Below are 18,907 nucleotides of genomic sequence, written 5' to 3'. Positions count from 1 at the left end.
GCCACTTTCAAAACGTTTCAGTTTGGTCAAGCTCAAGGCGGGAGAAAATTTCAACCACAGGAATACATTTAGTATTTCGAGGATTGAAATTTGAGCCCAACGCAGAGATCGGCCAAAATGGGGCGTTTTGAAACTGGCTCAAATAATTACCATCTTAAGCAAAGGAATACCCCGTGAATAATGACCATACAAAACCTTCCATGAATCAGGATATCTTTAAACTTGGATTAAGTGTTGAAACTATTTCCGTCTATCTTTTATGTTGTGGTTTAACAGACCAGGGAACCGTTATCTCCACAAAAAATCTTCTGGGCATATGGAACGACAGCCAGGAAGCTCTTTATGAAGGAATAAAAAACCTTGAAGAAAGAAACATTCTCCTTAAAATAATATCCGATGGAGAAGATAAAAACGTTTACAAGCTTACCGATACAAAAAGCTGGGAATTATAATTGATGAATTCGCAAAAAGTCCCCAAACCGTCATACCGGCGAAAGCCGGTATCCAGAACCCAATGAAATTACTGGATGCCGGATCGGGTCCGGCAAGACGAAACAGGATTTTCCAGACTTTTACGAGTCAATCTTAATTTATGCCTTTGTAAAAAATATCTCATAACTCAACTATTTTTAGAAAGCTCTTTTACAACACAGTCTAACACAGCGGCAGGAGGAACATCCGTATGGATACCGGCGCACAACCCGCCCATAACATACCAGTTATCAACATCAGCAATAATACTTTCTATAAACGGCCACTTTTTACACATACGAGGTTTAACAGGGTGTATAGTACATGCCTTATCCCAGAAAATACAATATTTGTTTAGGCCCTGTTTTAGTAAAGGTTTCCCGCATGATATATCACAATATTTACTGACAAAGCTTTCAGGATCAGTATTTATATATTCTGCGATAGCTTCAATATCTTTTTTTGTTACATATGTTCCGCCATATCCCTTACAGCAATCGCCGCACATTTTGCACTTAAATATATCATCGGGCTGAAAAATATGCTTAGATCGCATGTCTGGTCTCCATCGCCTTTCTCAACGTTACCTGATCAACATATTTCAGGTCACTGCCGATCGGAACACCGGATGCAATGCGTGTAACCTTTACAGAATATTTTGAAAGACACTGAACAATATACGAAGCAGTTGCCTCGCCTTCAACACTTGTGCTTGTGGCAATAACAACCTCGGTAATTTTCCCTTCATCAATTCTTTTGATAAGCTCTCTTATCTTAATATCGTCCGGCCCGATACCGTTAATCGGAGATAAAGCTCCTGAAAGTATATGATAAAGTCCGTTAAATGACCCGGATTTTTCTATTGCAACCATATCGGCAGGCTGTTCCATCACGCACAATAACGAGTTATTTCTGGATGGATTACTGCATATATGACAAACTTCAGTTTCGCTTAAGGCAAAACATATATTGCATATTCTAACTTTCTGCTTCATATTGAGTATGCTGTCAGCAAGCTGCTCAGCTTGTTTCTGTGAAGATCGCAGAATATTTATAGCGTAGCGTTCGGCTGTTTTTTCTCCTACTCCCGGAAGTTTAGTAAGATTTTTTATCAGATTCAAAACGGACAAAGGGTAATGCATATTCATGCCTCTGTATCGGCTTATAAGACAGATAATTATCGTATATTGTCATCAATCATTTATAATGATCACAAGCAAAATCACATCAGGCCCGGAATATTCATACCGCCTGTTAATTTGCCCATTTCCTGTGAAACCATTTCCTGGGATTTCAATAAAGCATCATTTACCGCAGCAAGAATAAGGTCTTGAAGCATTTCAACATCATCTGGATCAACAACTTCTTTTTCTATTGTTATTGAAAGCACCTGTTGTTTACCATTTGCCTGTACTTTAATCATGCCTCCGCCAGCAGTTGCTTCAACAGTTTTTAAGGCCAGCTCTTCCTGCATTTTTGCCATACCGGCCTGAAGCTTCTGGGCCTGTTTCATCATATTCCCCATTCCCTTCATTAAAACTTCCTCCTCCTATAAAATTTTTACATCATGTAAACTGCCATTAAAAATATTAAGCGCCTCTCCAACAATAGGGTTGTTTAAGGCGTCATCTTTTAATTGCGCTGATTTATTTTTTTTATATACATTAACATCCGCAGATATCTTCTTTTCGAAAACTATTTCAATATTTTTTCCAAAATAATCATTACATATCTTCTTTAAATTATCCAGGTTTTTGCCACTTGTAATTCTGCTGAAATTAAACCCGTTGCCTTCAACCTCTATTGTAATGCTATTATCTGCAATATTTTTTATTGAACACTTTAACATATTGGCAGCAAGTGATAGATTTTTCTCTGAAATAACTTTATAAAGATTATTCCATATTTTTACAAAATCATTTTCTTTGCTCTCAGAATTCGTTTGGATATTCTTTAAACCGGTCTCATCTCCTGATTCATTATAAGAATCGGCAGCCTTTTCGCATATTTTTTCATTCAAAGTTTCTTTTTCAATATTTTTATAAGTAATTTCGGATTCAAAAGTATCATTCTTATTTGAATCAGGAATATTTTTCAAAAGACCGTCAATTTTTTCTATCAAAAGCTCTATAGGTAACGCAGGTTTTATTTGAAGTAATTTTAAAAAAATGATTTCAAGAGTAAGTTTCGGATTCGTAGAATACCGCATAGCCGATTCTTCATTATAAAGAATATCAAAGATCTGGCTTAAAAATGTTACCGGAACATTTTTAGCCTGCTCAATCATCAAATTTACTTCATGTGAAGGCAATTTTATCAGTTTATCAATTTTTTTGCCCATCTTAACAACAATCAGGTTTCTCAAATGCTCGGTTATTTCCGAATAAAGCTCTTTGAAATTATGCCCGTTATGATAAAGATCATCAAGAATATCAAGCAGCGCTACAATATCCGAGTTCAATACAGCATCTGTAATTTTAAAAATCGTTCTTCTGTCAACAAGACCAAGAATATCGGAAATATTTTCACCGGCTATGCTGCCTTCGGAACAGCTCAAGACAAGATCGAGAAGACTTAAGGCATCTCTCATGCAACCCCCGGCAGCACGGGCAATTGCGGCCAGGCTTTCTTGTGAAACATCAATATTTTCTTTTTTGCATATATAAACCATCTGCTCTGTAATGTCATCAAGACCTATTCTTTTGAAATCATGGCGCTGACATCTTGACAAAATTGTTACAGGAAGTTTGTGCGGTTCAGTTGTTGCGAATATGAACATCACATGAGGCGGTGGCTCTTCAAGAGTTTTTAACAAAGCATTAAACGCTGCTGTGGTTAGCATATGCACTTCGTCTATTATATAAATCTTATATCTGCTGTATGCAGGTTTATATTTTATATTATCTCTTAAATCACGGACATTTTCCACTCCGTTATTAGAAGCCCCATCTATTTCAAGAACATCCACAGCATTGCCCAAAGTAATTTCTTTGCATGATCTGCATTCATTACATGGAGAAGGTGTCGTGCCTTCCAAACAATTCATTGCTTTTGCAAGTATTCGGGCAACAGTTGTTTTGCCGGTACCGCGTGGGCCTGATAACAACACAGCATGCGCAACACGACCAGCCGATATGGCTTTGGATAAAGTCTCGGTAACATGCTTCTGGCCAACAACAGTATCAAAATTTTGAGGGCGATACTTGCGGGCAAATACAAGATAGGACATAAATAAAATTTCCTGAAACTAAAAAACGCACCTAACCAATAAAATTATGAATAACAGCTTAGTTAAAAATATGAATGGGAATGGTTTTTTTACTATGATTTTATCTGGCGGAGAGAGAGGGATTTGAACCCTCGGTGCCGCTATTAACAACACACACGATTTCCAGTCGTGCTCCTTCAGCCGCTCGGACATCTCTCCTTATAAAATAAATGTACCCAGTTTTCTATCTCACAGCAAGACCTTTGCATAACACCCGAATATAAAGTCATATCAGGACATACAAGTTATTCAAAGTTCATGGCCAACCAATTGCTTTAATTGGCGGAGAGGGTGGGATTTGAACCCACGATCCCGTTTTTGACAGGATACCGCTTTTCGAGAGCGGGGCCTTCAGCCGCTCGGCCACCTCTCCTAAAACCCCCCGGATTTTACGGAGCATTCAGTATAACGTTTGAATGCTATATGTCAATAATGTTCTTTACATTCTTGCCTGCATAATAGCAAAAGCCTGGTAAAGCTTTACCAGGCTTTTGCTATTTTTATATTTTAAAAAACGTAATAACTTGTTGTTTTTATTTGGTCGGGACGACTGGATTTGAACCAGCGACCCCAGCGTCCCGAACGCTGTGCTCTACCAGGCTGAGCCACGTCCCGACATTTAGGACTTTTCTTATTTATTTCAGTATAAATTTATTGTCAACAATAAGTGATGGATTTGTAAAAAGCTTTTATTATATTTTAAACCTTACGCTTTTTAAGCGGATTTTTAATAACTATTGTTTCATCTCTTCCCGGGCCAACTGAAACAAGACTTATCGGCGTTTCAATAAGCTCTTCAATTCTTTTTAAATATTGTTTTGTTGTTTTCGGAAGATCTTTATATTTTCGTATGCCTGAGATATCTTCATCCCAGCCCGGCATTTCCTCGTATATCGGTTTGCATTCCGATAATAATTTAATGGAGGCAGGCATATCTTTTATAATCTTTCTTTTATATTTATACCCTGTGCAAATTTTGAGCGTTTTTAAGCCGCCAAGAACATCAAGTTTTGTAATAGCAAGGCCAGTTAAGCTGTTTAATCTGACTGCATTTCGCAAAATAACTGCATCAAGCCACCCACATCTTCTCTTTCTGCCTGTTGTAGCGCCGAATTCGGCCCCTTTTTTCTGCATGTAATCGCCGGTTTCATCGAACAGTTCGGTAGTAAATGGGCCTGCTCCGACTCTTGTGGTATAAGCTTTTACGATTCCGAGCACGTAGGTAATTGCTTTTGGGCCGATACCGGAGCCACATGCGGCATTGCCTGAAACTGTATTTGATGAAGTAACGAAAGGATAAGTTCCATGATCAATATCAAGATGTGTCCCCTGAGCCCCTTCAAAAAGAACCTGCTTGCCCTCTTTTAATGCATTGTCAATTATAACCGAAACATTTTTTGTGAAAGGTGCAAGACGTTTTGCATAAATAGAGTATTCTTTAATTATGCTGTTTGCATCAAGCGCTTTATCTGAAAGATATTTTTCTAAGATAAAATTTTTTTCGGGAAGAACAGTGCTAAGTTTTTCTTTGAAAACTTCAGGATCAATAAAATCCACAAAACGTATTCCCTTTCGTGATGCCTTATCTTCATAACATGGGCCGATTCCGCGCCCGGTGGTTCCTATCTTGTTTTTCCCTTTTGTGGTTTCTGAGGCAAGATCGATATTTTTATGATAAGGCATGATAACATGAGCAGTTTCCGATATCATAAGACTCTTCGGCCCTATTGATATTCCCTTGCTTTTTAAGGATTCTATTTCTTCAATAAGCACTTTTGGATCAATTACTACTCCGTTGCCAATAATACAGGTTTTTTTCTGCAAGATGCCGGAGGGCACAATATGTCCTATGAATTGTATCCCGTTTACAACCATTGTGTGGCCTGCATTATTTCCACCCTGAAAACGAACGACTATATCGGCATATTCGGAAAGAAGATCAACTATCTTACCTTTCCCCTCATCGCCCCATTGAGTTCCTATGATTACTATATTTGCCACGGACTTTGCTCCTTTCAAGTATCTTCGTTTTTAGCAAGTTCAAAATTTGTGCGCAGATATTTTACTATAGTTTTTTTATATCTTATCATTATAGCAATATCAGTTATCCTTTATCGGGTTCGTTTTTCTTTAAAAAAATCCTGCATAAGAGCTTTACATTCTTTTTCGTATATTCCGGGTATTATTTCAGTTTTATGATTCAGCCTTTTATCTTCAGCAAAATTGTAAAGAGATCCTGCGGCTCCCCATTTAGGGTCGTATGCTCCAAATACCAGTTTTTTTAATCTTGCATGTATAATTGCACCCATACACATAATACAAGGCTCAACCGTTACATAGATGATCATATCCAAAAGCCTGTAGTTCCCGATTTTAGAGCATGCGTTCCTAAGCACAAGTATTTCGGCGTGAGCACAAGGATCACAAAGGGATATAGTGCTGTTATGTGCTGTCGAAAGAACTTCCCCTTTTTCATCTACTATTATCGCACCTATAGGAACTTCACAATTTTGTCCAGCCTTTTTTGCTTCATTGATGGCAAGTTCCATGTATGTTTCATGCTCGTTCATTTTAGCCACAGCTTTGCTATTTAAACTTTTATGCATTGAGTTATTAAGAAATTTTTCCGTTGACTTTACTTAAACTATATCCTATGAGTTTGCTAAATTCAAATCAATTCACAATGCGCCTGTAGCTCAGCTGGATAGAGTGCCGGACTACGAATCCGTAGGTCGCAGGTTCGAATCCTGCCAGGCGCGCCACTATTTTAGTAAAAGGGGCTGTTAATTCAGCCCTTTTTTGTAAGTTTCCGGGTTGTGATAATAGTTTTTCTACTAAGGATAATATATGAAAACAGCGTTAATTACCTGAATAGCAGGTCAGGACGGAGCATATCTTGCAGAGTTTCTTCTGAAAAAAGGATATAATGTTCATGGGATAAAACGAAGGGCCTCTTTGTTTAACACCCAGAGAATTGACCATTTGTTTAAAGATCCTCATGAAGAGAATGTAAGGAAGGGAAGCGGATTAAAAGAAAAAGGTGTTGTTGCTTCTTTTAATCCTGAAATTGCAACAAAGATTGGTATAGACTTTCCTGTAAAAAGATTAAAAATTTGTAAATTTTGTATTTTTAAAGACTTTATAGCAAATGGAAAAAAACTCCAGAATATATATTGCCGGACACACCGGACTTGTGGGCGCTGCTATTTCAAGAAAGCTTCAAAATAATATAATCCATTCAGCATTCAAAGCAAATCTCTGTAAGCGTTTGGGGAACGGGAAAACCTTATCGTGAATTTTTGCATGTGGATGATCTTGCTGATTCCGGTGCATTTTAAATATACCTGGAAGATACGAAAATTGTTAAATAATATAGACTATTAACCCTTTAAAAATTAAGACAGGATTGTTTTATGAAAGGAATCATTCTTGCCGGGGGTTCCGGCACAAGACTTTATCCCCTAACTAGTGTTGTAAGCAAGCAGCTTCTGCCTATATACGACAAACCGATGATCTATTATCCTTTGTCTGTGCTTATGCTTGCAGGTATTCGCGAAATTTTAATTATTTCTACTCCTGAAGATTTGCCGAATTTCAAAAAACTGCTTAAAGACGGTTCTCAGGTAGGCTTGTCTTTTTCCTATGCCGTTCAGCCAAGACCGGAGGGTCTTGCCCAGGCCTTTATTATCGGGGAATCTTTTATTGCCGATGAACCTGTATGTCTTATTCTCGGAGATAATATTTTTTATGGTGATAGTTTTTCAGGCAAGTTGGATAAGGCAGCAAAGCTTGAAAACGGAGGCCTGATTTTCGGATATATTGTAAAAGACCCGGAAAGGTATGGTGTGGTTGAATTCGATAAACATGCTAATGTTCTTGGTATAGAAGAAAAACCGCAAAACCCCAAATCTAATTACGCCGTTCCGGGTTTATATATATATGATGGTGATGTTGTGCAAATTGCAAAAAACTTAAAGCCATCTAAAAGAGGTGAGCTTGAAATTACCGATATTAACCTTGAATACTTAAAGAGGGGAAAGCTTAAGGTAGAGCTTTTGGGAAGAGGTGTCGCATGGCTTGATACAGGAACATTTGAATCTTTGCAACAGGCTGCAAGCTATGTTCAGGCTATACAGGAACGTCAGGGACTCATAATTTCGTGTATTGAAGAAATAGCATATAGACTTGGTTATATTAACAAAGAACAGCTAAAAGAACTTGCTTCCATACTTTTAAAAAACGAATATGGACAATATCTGATGGAATTGATTGAACACGATACTAAGAGGTGAACGTGAATACAACGTGGCTCAATTTTAAAGATATTTTGGATCCTGCCACAGGATTAGGAGCATTAGCTATTGGCTTTGTTATAATTCTTGCAGCTCTTTGGGCCTGTTCTATCACAACCCGTCTGGCGGAAAGGTCACACTGGGTTATAGGAAAACTAAAATTCAAGATAGATGAAACAGTAATTAAATATGGTTTGCGTATAAAAAATCTTCTGATCTGGATGTTGTTTTTTATAGTGTATGCGAGCCTTGTTCCTGGTCTTAGGGCCTTGTTTAGTACGATTGTTGCGGGTGCAGGCATTACAGCTCTTGTTGTAGGTTTTGCGGCAAAATCATCACTTGCGAATATAATTTCAGGCCTTAGTATTGCAATATACAGGCCTATCCGTATCGGAGACAAATTGTCAATAGAGGGCGAATACAGCGTTGTGGAAGATATTACGCTGCGCCATACTATTGTGAGATCCTGGGATTATAAACGGCTTGTCATACCAAATTCAAAGCTGGATGAAATGACATTGATAAATTATAGTATAATAGATCAGCGCATGAAATGTATAGTAGATTTAGGAGTAAGCTATGATACTGATATTGATCTTGCCAGAGAAGTAATTTTGGATGAAGCAAATAAATGTCCATATCGTGACAAAAAAGGAGAGGATGCACCTTATCTTCGGGTTAGATCTCATGGAGATTTTTCAATCGGAATGAGGTTATATGTATGGGTTTTAGATATAGATGATGCATGGGTTGCAAAATTCTGGCTGCTCGAAAATATAAAAAAACGTTTTGACCGTGAAGGTATTGAAATTCCTTTTCCATATCGAACAGTGGTTTACAAGAATGATTTGCCAGCTCCCAGACATAAAAATAATACTCCTTCTTGATTAGGTTCTTATGCTAAAATAATATTATGAATTATCTGCTTGAAATAAAAAATCTTGTAAAAAAGTATAAAGAAGTTGTTGCTGTTGACGGTATAAGTTTTTTGGTTCGTGAGGGTACCTGCTTTGGTCTTATCGGCCCGAATGGCGCTGGTAAAACGACTACTATTGAAGTCATTGAAGACATTATTCCTCCGACTTCCGGTGAAATTCTGTATAAAGGCAAATTGCGATCATCATCTTTTAAACAGGAAGTCGGTATTCAGTTTCAGGAAACTGCTTTGCTTTCTGGACTGACTTTGCGTGAAACCTTGAAAGTATTTAAAAACCTTTACAGCAAATCTGCAGATATTGAAGAAATAATTGATATCTGCAATCTGCGTGAAATACAAAAAAGAATAAACGATAAGATCTCAGGAGGCCAGAAGCAACGACTCATGCTTGCTCTTGCAATGATTAATAAGCCTGAGCTTATGTTTTTAGATGAGCCTTCCACAGGGCTTGATCCTCAGGCAAGAAGAAATCTATGGGCTATTATTCAAAAAATAAAAGAAAAAGGAAAAACGATTATTCTGACAACTCATTATATGGAAGAGGCGCAACGTCTTTGTGATGAAATTGCTATAATGGATAATGGAAAGATAATCGCTCAAGGAACTCCTGGTCAACTTATCAAAAAACATTGTGATGAGATAACTGTGATTTTGCCTAAACACAGCATTGCTTTTTCCTTGTCAAAGATTCCTTTTAAATATCGCGAGATAAACGGCAATATTGAAATCAGAACAAATAATATTAATTCCTGCCTGAATATGTTGATAGCAGAAAGTACTGATTTAACAGAACTGGATATACGTTCCCCGAATCTTGAGAATGTATTTTTAAATTTAACGGGAAGACAGCTAAGAGATTAAATATGAGTTTCAAAAGACTTTGGGCAATGTTTCATGCGCGGAACCTCGAATTTTTCAGAGACTGGTCGGCTCTTGGCTGGAATTTTATTTTTCCTTTCTTAATAGTGGCCGGCTTTGGATTGATTTTTGGCGGTAATGATTATACTGAATATAAAGTCGGGGTTTTTCCGTCTCAGCACGAAATAATAAATATGAAAACTATTGATCTTCCTTCGCGATTTACAGAAACACGCTACATCAAATTTATAGGATTTGAATCTTTTGAAAGCGGGATAGCAAAACTGAAGCATCATAAAATAGACTTTCTGGTTAAAGCCGGTTCACCGTCACATGAATACTGGGTAAGTGATAGCTCCCCGAAAGGTTATATAGTTGAAAAGATCTTTAATAGCGCTTTGTTGCCTGATGTAAAAAACATTTCTGAAAAAAAAGAGATAAAAGGAAATGAGGTAAGATATATAGACTGGCTCTTTCCCGGAATTCTTGCTATGAACATGATGTTCAGCGCTCTTTGGGGTGTTGGATATATAGTGGTTCGTTACCGTAAAATGGGTGTGTTAAAGCGCTTGCATGCAACACCACTTACTGCCTTTGAATATCTTGCCTCACAAGTATTATCAAGAATATTTATTCTTGTATTCACCCTTGTTGTCGTATGGATTGGGTGCGATCTGGTTTTTCATTTCAAGGTTGTAGGCTCTTATTTTGACCTTTTTATAATTTACTTTACAGGAGGTATATGTCTTAGTGCATACGGGCTGGTAATTGCCGCAAGAGGCTTCAGCGAAGAGTTTACTAGCGGAGTTGTAAATTTTATAAGCTGGCCTATGATGTTTTTATCCGAAGTATGGTTTTCTCTTGAAGGATCACCACACTGGATAAAAATAATCGCCAAGCTGTTTCCATTAACACATATGCTCTCAGCAGCAAGGAAAGTAATGAATGACGGTGCGACACTTGCCAATGTTGCCCCGGAACTTGCAGTTCTGGTTTTTATGACGATAATTTCAATTGTAATTGGGGCTGCTCTCTTTTCATGGAATAAATAAACAACTTTGCTTTTATTGACATTTAGTGTTTGCTGGCTTATAAAATTGTTTAAATAATACCATGTTGTACTGGACTTTTTCTCAAGCCATGCTTATTTATTAGGCATAATAAGTTCGTATTATGAAACATTTTTGTAATAAGCGAGGTGAGTGCCATAAAGAAAATCTATAAAATTAATGATATGCAACAATATTCGGACCGTATTCGTGAAAATGCCGAATGTCTGGCTTTTGTACCTACTATGGGCTTTTTGCATGAAGGCCACCTTGCACTTTTGAAAAAAGCTCGTAAATTGGCTGATGTTGTTGTTGCAAGTATATTTGTAAACCCATCCCAGTTTGGCCCAGGTGAAGATCTGGAATCATATCCAAGAAATATCGAAAGAGATCTGGAGCTGATGGAAAAAGAACATGTGGATGCAGTATTTATCCCGGACGCAAAAGATATCTACCCGGATAGATTCCAAACCTATGTGGAGTTACAAAGCCTTCCGGAGCATCTTTGCGGGTTGTCAAGACCCGTATTATTTAAGGGAGTTGCTACTATAGTTTCCAAATTGTTTAATATTGTAAAACCTCATATAGCAGTTTTCGGGCAAAAAGATTTTCAGCAGCTTCTTGTGATAAAACAAATGGTTTGTGATCTTAATTACGATATAGAAATAGTAGGGGTTCCTACCGTTAGAGAAAAAGACGGCCTTGCCATGAGTTCAAGAAATAGTTATCTTAGCCAGGAAGAAAGAATTCATGCATTATCCTTATATAAATCTTTGAATAAAGCCCTGGAAATGGCAAAAGCAGGTGAAAGGGATACATCCAAAATAATTAAGGAAGCAACAGATATAATAATTTCATGCCCTGATTCTACGATAGATTATATAATGATCTGTGATTCAGAAACACTTAAAAACTTAGATACGATAGACAGACCGGCTTTGATGGCTCTTGCAGTAAAAATCGGAACAACAAGGCTTATAGACAATATGATATTACAGATATAAAAATCATGTATCATATTAAAGCTGCCGTTAACATTCGCGCTGAAATATTGAAAAATAAAGGAGATGATTAATGGACAATGAACAATACTTTTTTACATCAGAATCAGTAACCGAGGGACATCCCGATAAAGTTGCGGATGCCATATCCGATTCTATCCTTGACGCTATTATGGAAAAAGACAAAAATTGCAGAGTGGCCTGTGAAACTCTTGTTACAACAGGTCTTGCATTTATTGCCGGCGAAATAACAACTGAATGTTATGTTGATATGCCTCAGATAGTAAGAGATACCATTCGTGAAATCGGATACAGTTCTTCACAAATAGGGTTTGACTGGAAAACCTGCTCGGTTATAACAAGTATTGATCATCAATCACCGGATATTGCACAAGGTGTAAATACAGGTCAGGGTTTGTATCTGGAACAAGGTGCAGGTGATCAGGGCCTTATGTTTGGCTATGCCTCTGATGAAACTCCGGAATTAATGCCCATGCCTATAGTATATGCGCACAAGCTTTGTCATCGTCTTGCGGTTGTAAGAAAAAACGGAGCACTGGATTTTTTAAGGCCTGATGGCAAAGCCCAGGTTACAATAGAATATGAAAACAACTGTCCCAAAAGAGTTGATACTATAGTGATTGCGGCACAGCATAAACCTGATGTGACCCATGATGAACTCAGGGAAGCTATCACCGATGAAGTTATAAAAAAGGTTATTCCAAAAGATATGATTGATGGCGACACAAAGTTTTATATAAATGCCACCGGAAAGTTTGTCTTAGGCGGCCCAATGGCAGATTGCGGGCTCACCGGCCGTAAGATTATAGTTGATACCTACGGGGGGCAGGGAAGTCATGGAGGCGGATGCTTTTCAGGCAAAGACCCGTCCAAGGTAGATAGAAGTGCTTCATATATGGGCAGGCACATTGCAAAAAATATAGTAGCAGCAGGCATTGCAAAAAAATGCGAAATACAGGTTGCATATGCAATCGGTGTTGCAAATCCCATATCAATAATGCTTGATTTTAAAGGTACGGGAGTTGTTCCCAGAAAACGAGTAAAAGAGATAGTAAATGAGGTTTTCGATTTACGGCCTGCTGCAATAATTGAATATCTTGACCTGTTGCGGCCTATATACAAGAAAACCGCAGCCTACGGACATTTTGGCAGAAATGAACCTGAATTTTCCTGGGAAAAAACCAACATGGCTGATGTGCTGAAAGAAAAGGCAGGATTATAAAACATTACAGACAGGAGTATAAAATGCTTGTTCCGGTTAAAAAGAAAAAAAATATGAACGCACCAAACCTTGATCTTTCACTGCCCTATAAAGTAGCAGATATTTCACTTGCCGGTTTAGGCATTAAAGAAATGGAATTATCTGAAAGGGAAATGCCGGGGCTTATGGCGGTTCGCGAAAAATATGGTCCCCAAAAACCTCTAAAAGGTATGAAAGTAATGGGGAGCCTTCACATGACTATTCAGACCGCCATGCTGATTGACACCTTAAAAGCTCTTGGTGCAAATATTCGCTGGGCTACGTGTAATATATTTTCTACTCAGGATCATGCAGCCGCTGCTATAGCAAAAAAAGGATCTGCAGCAGTATTTGCATGGAAGGGCGAAACGCTTGAAGATTTTTGGTGGTGTACAGAACAAGCGCTTATATGGCCGGATGGTTCAGGGCCGGACTTGATAGTGGATGATGGTGGTGATGCTACTCTATATATTCATCACGGTGTTATGGTTGAAAACGATCCTTCGCTGCTTGACAAAAAGTATGACAGTCCTGATATGCAATGTCTTATCGCAAGGCTTAAAGACAGTTATAAAAGAGATCCTGGATTCTGGACAAAAATCGCATCCGGCATACGAGGTGTTTCCGAGGAAACTACTACAGGTGTCCACAGACTTTATAGTCTTGCAAAAAACAACCAGCTTCTCTTTCCTGCTTTTAATGTGAATGATTCTGTGACAAAATCCAAATTTGATAACCTGTATGGATGCAGGGAGTCGCTTGCAGACGGATTAAAACGCGCAACAGATATTATGATTGCAGGTAAAATGGTAGTAATCTGCGGATATGGTGATGTGGGAAAAGGATGTGCCCAGTCAATGCGCGGTTTTGGAGCTAGGGTAGTAATTACAGAAATCGACCCGATATGTGCTCTTCAGGCAGCAATGGAAGGCTATGAAGTCTCGACAATGAAAGATATTGCGTCTGTAGCCGATATATTTGTTACTGCCACAGGCTGTTGTGATGTCATAACCGGTGAGCATATGGAAAAGATGAAAGATGAAGCCATAATTTGTAATATAGGCCATTTCGACAGTGAAATTCAGACCAGTTATCTTATAAACACACCGAAGTGTAAAAAGATTACTATTAAACCTCAGGTGGACAGGTGGATATTAAAATCCGGCCGTTCAATAATTTTGCTTGCAGAAGGAAGACTTGTAAATCTTGGTTGCGCAACCGGCCATCCAAGCTTTGTTATGAGCAACAGTTTTACAAACCAGTGTCTTGCACAAATTGCTCTTGCAACCGAAAAATATGAAAAGAAAGTATATACTCTTCCAAAAACACTTGATGAAGAAGTGGCCCGTCTGCATCTTGCGCGGCTTGGAGCAAAACTTACAAAACTTAACAAAGCTCAGGCGGATTATCTTGGTATTTCTGTAAAAGGGCCTTTCAAGCCTGACTATTACCGTTATTAAGCATAATGACACCATCTTTGGCATGGCGGGGTATAAAACCCCGCCCTACTACAGGTGTTGAAACACCCTGATGGGGTTTTAGACTCATAAGCGCTAAGTTAATCTATAACAACTATATGAAAGTAATTTGAATATCAAATATAGAACAAGTGAACAACCCCCTTAATCCCCCTTTTTTAAGGGGGAATGAATGTCGAAGGAAGAGAAACGGTATGATATCGAGGATCGTTTGATATTACATACCGCCGAAAAAACTATGCAAAATATTTTAGTAAGCGCCTGCCTTATCGGAGAACAAACCCGCTATGACGGGCTTGTTCTTCCTTTACCAAACAAAATTATCGATAAGCTAAAATCAATAGCGACTATAATACCTTTTTGTCCTGAAGTGGCGGGGGGCCTGCCTGTGCCCAGGCCAGCATCTGAGATAACCTGTAAAGACGGTTTTTGTGTTCTTGACGGAAAAGCAAGTGTGAAAACTGTAAAAGGTGATGATTTTACGGCTTTTTTTATAAAAGGAGCGCAAAAAGCACTTGAAACGGCAGCAATTAATAATATCAGGGTAGCAGTATTAAAAGAAAAAAGCCCTTCATGCGGAAGTACATTTATCTACGACGGAACCTTTACAAAAACTCTTAAGAGCGGCAAAGGAGTTACTGCCGCTCTTTTTGAAAGAAACGGAATCTGTGTTTTTGGAGAAAAAAAGATAAAAGACGCTTTACTGTTTATCCGAAATCTCGCTTGTTGTTAACTTTTCTATTTTATCACCCTGGCGTATCTTATCAACAACATCCTGTCCTGATGTTACCTTACCAAATACCGTATGTCTTCCGTTTAAATGCGGCTGAGGGCAATGGGTAATAAAAAACTGGCTTCCGTTCGTGTTTGGTCCGGCATTTGCCATGGATAATACTTTAGATTCATGCTTTAACGGATTATCTTTAAATTCATCTTCAAAATTGTATCCCGGACCGCCCATACCTGTGCCGGTAGGATCTCCGCCCTGAACCATAAAAGAGTCTATCACTCTGTGAAATACTATACCGTCATAATAGCTCTGGCCGGCTAAAAATACAAAGTTGTTTACCGTTTTAGGAGCGTATTGCGGATAAAGTTCAATCTCGATAACGCCTTTAGATGTTTCCATAACCGCCTTATAAGTTTTTGACGGATCAATTTGCATTTCAGGGGGGTTGTTCCATTGCAGTTTTGTCATAATTCACCTTTATTAGTTTAGTTTGTTAGTTGATATAAATTATTATATCAATAAGCTCTTTGGTTATATATTTCAAGAATTTTATGAAAGCAGGATTTGAAAACGGTTTCCGGTTGACAGTTTACGGTTGCCGGTTTTAGAAATTAATGCTCTCGCAGAGCACACAGAGAACACGGAGATAAATAACAATTTTAAAATAACTCTGTAACTCTGGGAACTATGCGAAAGATAAACAATGGAAATAAAAAAGGCAGAGCCTGCTTCGACTCTGCCTTTTTTATTCTTGAATTATTTTTTTAATTTTCTTTTGCTTTCAACCGTGAACTGTGAACCGTCAACCGTTTTCAACCGACTAAACTTTTAATCTATTTTTTTAATTTTCTGCTTACACCTGCCAGACCAACAAGGCCAAAGCCGAGAAGGAGTAATGTAGCTGGTTCGGGGACCTGTGTTGTTTCAGCGTCGTGTGAGAAAGGAGCAAATTTATATTTAGCCTTGTTACCACATAGATAATGATCATAAGCATCGAAATGCACAGTTGTTCCTATGGGAACTCCCAATATCGAAATTTCATAAACATTAATCTGACCAGTTTGAGCTATGGGCGCAGGAAGATTATTTTCAAAGTCAGCTATATATGAATCATTTAAGCTAAAATCGCCCAATTTAAATTCCTGCCACCAGGTCATATCTCCGTAAATGCCATGATCTGGCAAGGTAGTTCCATCTCCTAATATTGGTAATGTACCATCTGTAACAGTTTTTGACCATACAGCAGAGCCCGGAGTTGATGGATCAGTAAAACCACTATAATTTTCAGTAGTCATACTATTAAAACTAAATGTAGGTGTAAGTCCTGAAGAATAAGCCAAAGCTAGCTTTACATCGTAAATGGTACCTTTAGCACCATTACCAACAACCCATAATTTTATAGAATCCGCTGTTTCAATAGCCCATGTCTCAGTTGTGCTATCGTATATTGATCCTTCAATGTATAATTGAAGTTCCGGTAATGCATAAGCACTGTTGCTGAATATGGTGACCAGCAAAAACACTACTGAAATATAAAATATTTTTTTCATATTATTTTTTCCGCAAAATTGTTAAACAAGGTTATGTTAATATTCAAATGTTAATAATAAGTTAAGCAAAAAATATACCAAAGAATGATTTGGTTGTATATGCGGTGTCTGATATTTCTAATAGTTTGAATTGATTAATGATAATAAAAGAGACCGAAAAACGCTATTTGATTAAATATTAAATTTATCAAATCACTTTCAAAAATTGCAAAGAAAACCGACACTGCAAGGTACAAGGTTAAAGCTTCAAAGAACAAATTTTAAGTATAAAGGCATGGTGGTATAAGGAATTAAAACGCATAACATATATAAATACCAAGATAAATATTATATATTAGGGTAAAGTTTTAAACAAAGAGATGATACAGACATATTAGGGATAGATAATTTTGATGCATACGAAGCTAATTAAAAAAATGCTATAAATAGTAATAGTTATTAATTAAATAATCAGGCTATTATATATAGAAAAAATATATACCGTTATAACTATCTGTTTATTTGTACTTATACGAATAATTGTAAAGAAAACCGACACTATTTAGGCTATTATAAAGCTTTGCCGGAGTTTAAACAAATTAAATGCTGTAATATTAGATAAATATGAATATAATATGGACTGATTAAATTGTAAAGAATTTCGACAGTGAAAGGAATAGATATCCCTCTTATAAAGCACCTGCGATCTTTTTTAAGGTGTCCAAGAAATTCTTTTCATATTGAGTACCCATGTAAGGGTGACAACAAGTTTTAAAACTGAAGATGAATCACTAATGAATATCAGAAACAGTAGTATCCAGACAATCAATCAGCAAGCCATAGAGCCACTTTCAAAACGTTTCAGTTTGGTCAAACTCAAGACGGGCGATAATTTCAACCGCAGGAATACATTGAGTATATCGAGGATAGCGCTAAAGGTTAGCGCTTATGCTTCACTACGTGTCACTTCGTGCGATATTTGAGCCCAACGCTTAAGATCGGCCAAAATGGGGCGTTTTGAAACTGGCTCTATTATTTAGTTTGATGGCTTTATTGTACTTTTTTGAATGGATACTTTTTTCTGGAGTTTTATTTTTAAACGGATATTATTTATCCAAAAACTTATAAAAGGAATTTGCTGATTTCAACACAAAACGCCTAACATCTCAATATAATTGTTTATTAAATGATACGATAAAATGGCACACGCTTTGCAATATCCAAAATCAAGGAGGAATGATAATCATGCTATCTAAGTATAATAAAATACTATTTGACTATATATCGGTAAAACAATCATTAAAATACTTTTACATTCTCTTCATTTTCTTCATTTTCTTTATACTTTTTATCTTCATTTCGTGTACACCCCAGTATGCTATAAACTCACAATCTGAGAGCAATGGCGCAATGGACACCACAAAGCATTCCCTTACTCAAATTTATTTTTATCCAAAAGAAGGCCAGTCGACAGAACAGCAGTCCCGCGATCATTATGAATGTTACATCTGGGCCGTGGATCAGACTGACTTTGATCCAAGTCAGTCACCTTTGCCTACCGAAGAACGTATTAAAGTGGTGCCTGTCCCTCCACCTGGACATGATACTGTCACAATGTCTATTATAGGTGCGGTAATGGGGGTATTAATTGCAGGGCCAAGACATGCAGCAGAAGGCGCTATTATCGGTGCAACCGGCGGCGCTTTAGCAGGCGTTGCTTCCGATACCTCAAGAGTGCAACATGCCAAACAGCAGGAGGAAGCCTACGCATCACGTAATCGTGTGCAAATTGCCAAAGCTGAAAGAAAAGCACTTGAATTTCAGCGCGCAACGTCTGCATGCCTTGAAGGGCGCGGCTATAGTGTAAGGTAAAAGTCAGAATGGATGTACAGTAGAGCCAGTTTCAAAACGCCCCATTTTGGCCGATCTCTGCGTTGGGCTCAAATTTCAATCCTCGAAATACTCAATGTATTCCTGCGGTTGAAATTTTCGCCCGCCTTGAGCTTGACCAAACTGAAACGTTTTGAAAGTGG

Annotated in this window: 19 protein-coding genes, 4 tRNA genes and 2 pseudogenes; 14 read left to right on the top strand and 11 right to left on the bottom strand. The window is 37.8% G+C overall.

Going from position 1 to position 18,907, the window contains the following annotated elements; translation table 11 throughout:
• Positions 1–173 precede the first annotated feature (173 nt).
• Positions 174–452, top strand: a complete 279-nt coding sequence (locus tag KKC46_15050; protein MBU1055120.1) for a hypothetical protein — start codon at positions 174–176, stop codon at positions 450–452.
• Between the two features lie 167 nt (positions 453–619).
• On the opposite strand, the gene KKC46_15045 is transcribed toward KKC46_15050, so the two are convergent.
• From KKC46_15045 to tadA, 9 genes are all read right to left on the bottom strand, one after another.
• Positions 620–1,027: a YkgJ family cysteine cluster protein gene (locus KKC46_15045; GenBank protein ID MBU1055119.1), complete on the bottom strand. Its 408-nt coding sequence runs from the start codon at positions 1,025–1,027 to the stop codon at positions 620–622.
• A complete protein-coding gene (gene recR / locus KKC46_15040; protein MBU1055118.1) occupies positions 1,017–1,619 on the bottom strand; it encodes a recombination mediator RecR in 603 nt (200 codons plus the stop codon). Before recR ends, KKC46_15045 begins: the two co-directional genes overlap by 11 nt.
• 74 nt (positions 1,620–1,693) lie before the next feature.
• The gene (locus KKC46_15035) at positions 1,694–2,005 is read right to left on the bottom strand and encodes a YbaB/EbfC family nucleoid-associated protein (GenBank protein ID MBU1055117.1); all 312 of its coding nucleotides are present in this window, start codon (positions 2,003–2,005) and stop codon (positions 1,694–1,696) included.
• 15 nt (positions 2,006–2,020) lie between these two features.
• Positions 2,021–3,700 (bottom strand): DNA polymerase III subunit gamma/tau, encoded by a 1,680-nt coding sequence (dnaX, locus tag KKC46_15030; protein MBU1055116.1) that lies wholly within the window; start codon positions 3,698–3,700, stop codon positions 2,021–2,023.
• A 105-nt stretch (positions 3,701–3,805) separates the two neighbouring features.
• Positions 3,806–3,898: transfer RNA gene (locus tag KKC46_15025), tRNA-Ser, on the bottom strand.
• Positions 3,899–4,019: 121 nt separating this feature from the next.
• Positions 4,020–4,112 (bottom strand) — tRNA-Ser (locus KKC46_15020).
• Between the two features lie 165 nt (positions 4,113–4,277).
• Positions 4,278–4,354, bottom strand: a tRNA-Pro gene (locus KKC46_15015).
• Positions 4,355–4,438: 84 nt separating this feature from the next.
• Positions 4,439–5,740, bottom strand: a complete 1,302-nt coding sequence (locus KKC46_15010; protein MBU1055115.1) for an adenylosuccinate synthase — start codon at positions 5,738–5,740, stop codon at positions 4,439–4,441.
• Between the two features lie 110 nt (positions 5,741–5,850).
• The gene (gene tadA, locus KKC46_15005) at positions 5,851–6,309 is read right to left on the bottom strand and encodes a tRNA adenosine(34) deaminase TadA (GenBank protein ID MBU1055114.1); all 459 of its coding nucleotides are present in this window, start codon (positions 6,307–6,309) and stop codon (positions 5,851–5,853) included.
• A gap of 115 nt (positions 6,310–6,424) precedes the next feature.
• On the opposite strand from tadA, the gene KKC46_15000 reads away from it, so the two are divergent.
• The 11 genes and pseudogenes from KKC46_15000 to KKC46_14950 all read left to right on the top strand — a co-directional run bounded on the left by KKC46_15000 (position 6,425) and on the right by KKC46_14950 (position 15,348).
• A tRNA-Arg gene (locus KKC46_15000) sits at positions 6,425–6,501 on the top strand.
• Positions 6,502–6,586: 85 nt separating this feature from the next.
• Positions 6,587–6,754, top strand: a pseudogene (locus KKC46_14995) (GDP-mannose 4,6-dehydratase).
• A gap of 242 nt (positions 6,755–6,996) precedes the next feature.
• A pseudogene (locus tag KKC46_14990) lies at positions 6,997–7,074 on the top strand (NAD-dependent epimerase/dehydratase family protein).
• 78 nt (positions 7,075–7,152) lie between these two features.
• The gene (gene rfbA, locus KKC46_14985) at positions 7,153–8,031 is read left to right on the top strand and encodes a glucose-1-phosphate thymidylyltransferase RfbA (protein MBU1055113.1); all 879 of its coding nucleotides are present in this window, start codon (positions 7,153–7,155) and stop codon (positions 8,029–8,031) included.
• 2 nt (positions 8,032–8,033) lie between these two features.
• The gene (locus KKC46_14980; GenBank protein ID MBU1055112.1) at positions 8,034–8,918 is read left to right on the top strand and encodes a mechanosensitive ion channel family protein; all 885 of its coding nucleotides are present in this window, start codon (positions 8,034–8,036) and stop codon (positions 8,916–8,918) included.
• Positions 8,919–8,944: 26 nt separating this feature from the next.
• Positions 8,945–9,829 (top strand): ABC transporter ATP-binding protein, encoded by an 885-nt coding sequence (locus tag KKC46_14975; GenBank protein ID MBU1055111.1) that lies wholly within the window; start codon positions 8,945–8,947, stop codon positions 9,827–9,829.
• A gap of 2 nt (positions 9,830–9,831) precedes the next feature.
• Positions 9,832–10,878 (top strand): ABC transporter permease, encoded by a 1,047-nt coding sequence (locus KKC46_14970; GenBank protein MBU1055110.1) that lies wholly within the window; start codon positions 9,832–9,834, stop codon positions 10,876–10,878.
• A gap of 155 nt (positions 10,879–11,033) precedes the next feature.
• Positions 11,034–11,879, top strand: coding sequence for a pantoate--beta-alanine ligase (gene panC / locus KKC46_14965; protein MBU1055109.1), 846 nt, complete (start codon positions 11,034–11,036; stop codon positions 11,877–11,879).
• A gap of 70 nt (positions 11,880–11,949) precedes the next feature.
• Positions 11,950–13,119 carry a methionine adenosyltransferase gene (gene metK / locus KKC46_14960; GenBank protein MBU1055108.1) on the top strand — a complete coding sequence of 390 codons (1,170 nt, stop codon included), beginning with the start codon at positions 11,950–11,952 and terminating at the stop codon, positions 13,117–13,119.
• 53 nt (positions 13,120–13,172) lie between these two features.
• A complete protein-coding gene (ahcY, locus tag KKC46_14955) occupies positions 13,173–14,597 on the top strand; it encodes an adenosylhomocysteinase (GenBank protein MBU1055107.1) in 1,425 nt (474 codons plus the stop codon).
• A gap of 256 nt (positions 14,598–14,853) precedes the next feature.
• Positions 14,854–15,348 carry a DUF523 domain-containing protein gene (locus tag KKC46_14950; GenBank protein ID MBU1055106.1) on the top strand — a complete coding sequence of 165 codons (495 nt, stop codon included), beginning with the start codon at positions 14,854–14,856 and terminating at the stop codon, positions 15,346–15,348.
• On the opposite strand, the gene KKC46_14945 is transcribed toward KKC46_14950, so the two are convergent.
• Positions 15,316–15,813 carry a peptidylprolyl isomerase gene (locus KKC46_14945; GenBank protein MBU1055105.1) on the bottom strand — a complete coding sequence of 166 codons (498 nt, stop codon included), beginning with the start codon at positions 15,811–15,813 and terminating at the stop codon, positions 15,316–15,318. The two genes, KKC46_14950 and KKC46_14945, sit on opposite strands and share 33 nt — an antisense overlap.
• 365 nt (positions 15,814–16,178) lie before the next feature.
• On the bottom strand, positions 16,179–16,895 hold the full coding sequence (locus KKC46_14940; protein MBU1055104.1) for a choice-of-anchor N protein: 717 nt from the start codon (positions 16,893–16,895) through the stop codon (positions 16,179–16,181).
• A 773-nt stretch (positions 16,896–17,668) separates the two neighbouring features.
• On the opposite strand from KKC46_14940, the gene KKC46_14935 reads away from it, so the two are divergent.
• On the top strand, positions 17,669–17,857 hold the full coding sequence (locus KKC46_14935) for a hypothetical protein (GenBank protein MBU1055103.1): 189 nt from the start codon (positions 17,669–17,671) through the stop codon (positions 17,855–17,857).
• Positions 17,858–18,284: 427 nt separating this feature from the next.
• On the top strand, positions 18,285–18,746 hold the full coding sequence (locus tag KKC46_14930; GenBank protein ID MBU1055102.1) for a glycine zipper family protein: 462 nt from the start codon (positions 18,285–18,287) through the stop codon (positions 18,744–18,746).
• The last annotated feature ends 161 nt before the right edge of the window (positions 18,747–18,907 follow it).

It is taken from the genome of Pseudomonadota bacterium, assembly GCA_018817425.1.
Lineage (GTDB): Bacteria > Desulfobacterota > Desulfobacteria > Desulfobacterales > RPRI01 > RPRI01.
This window is presented reverse-complemented; position numbering and strand designations above follow the sequence as displayed.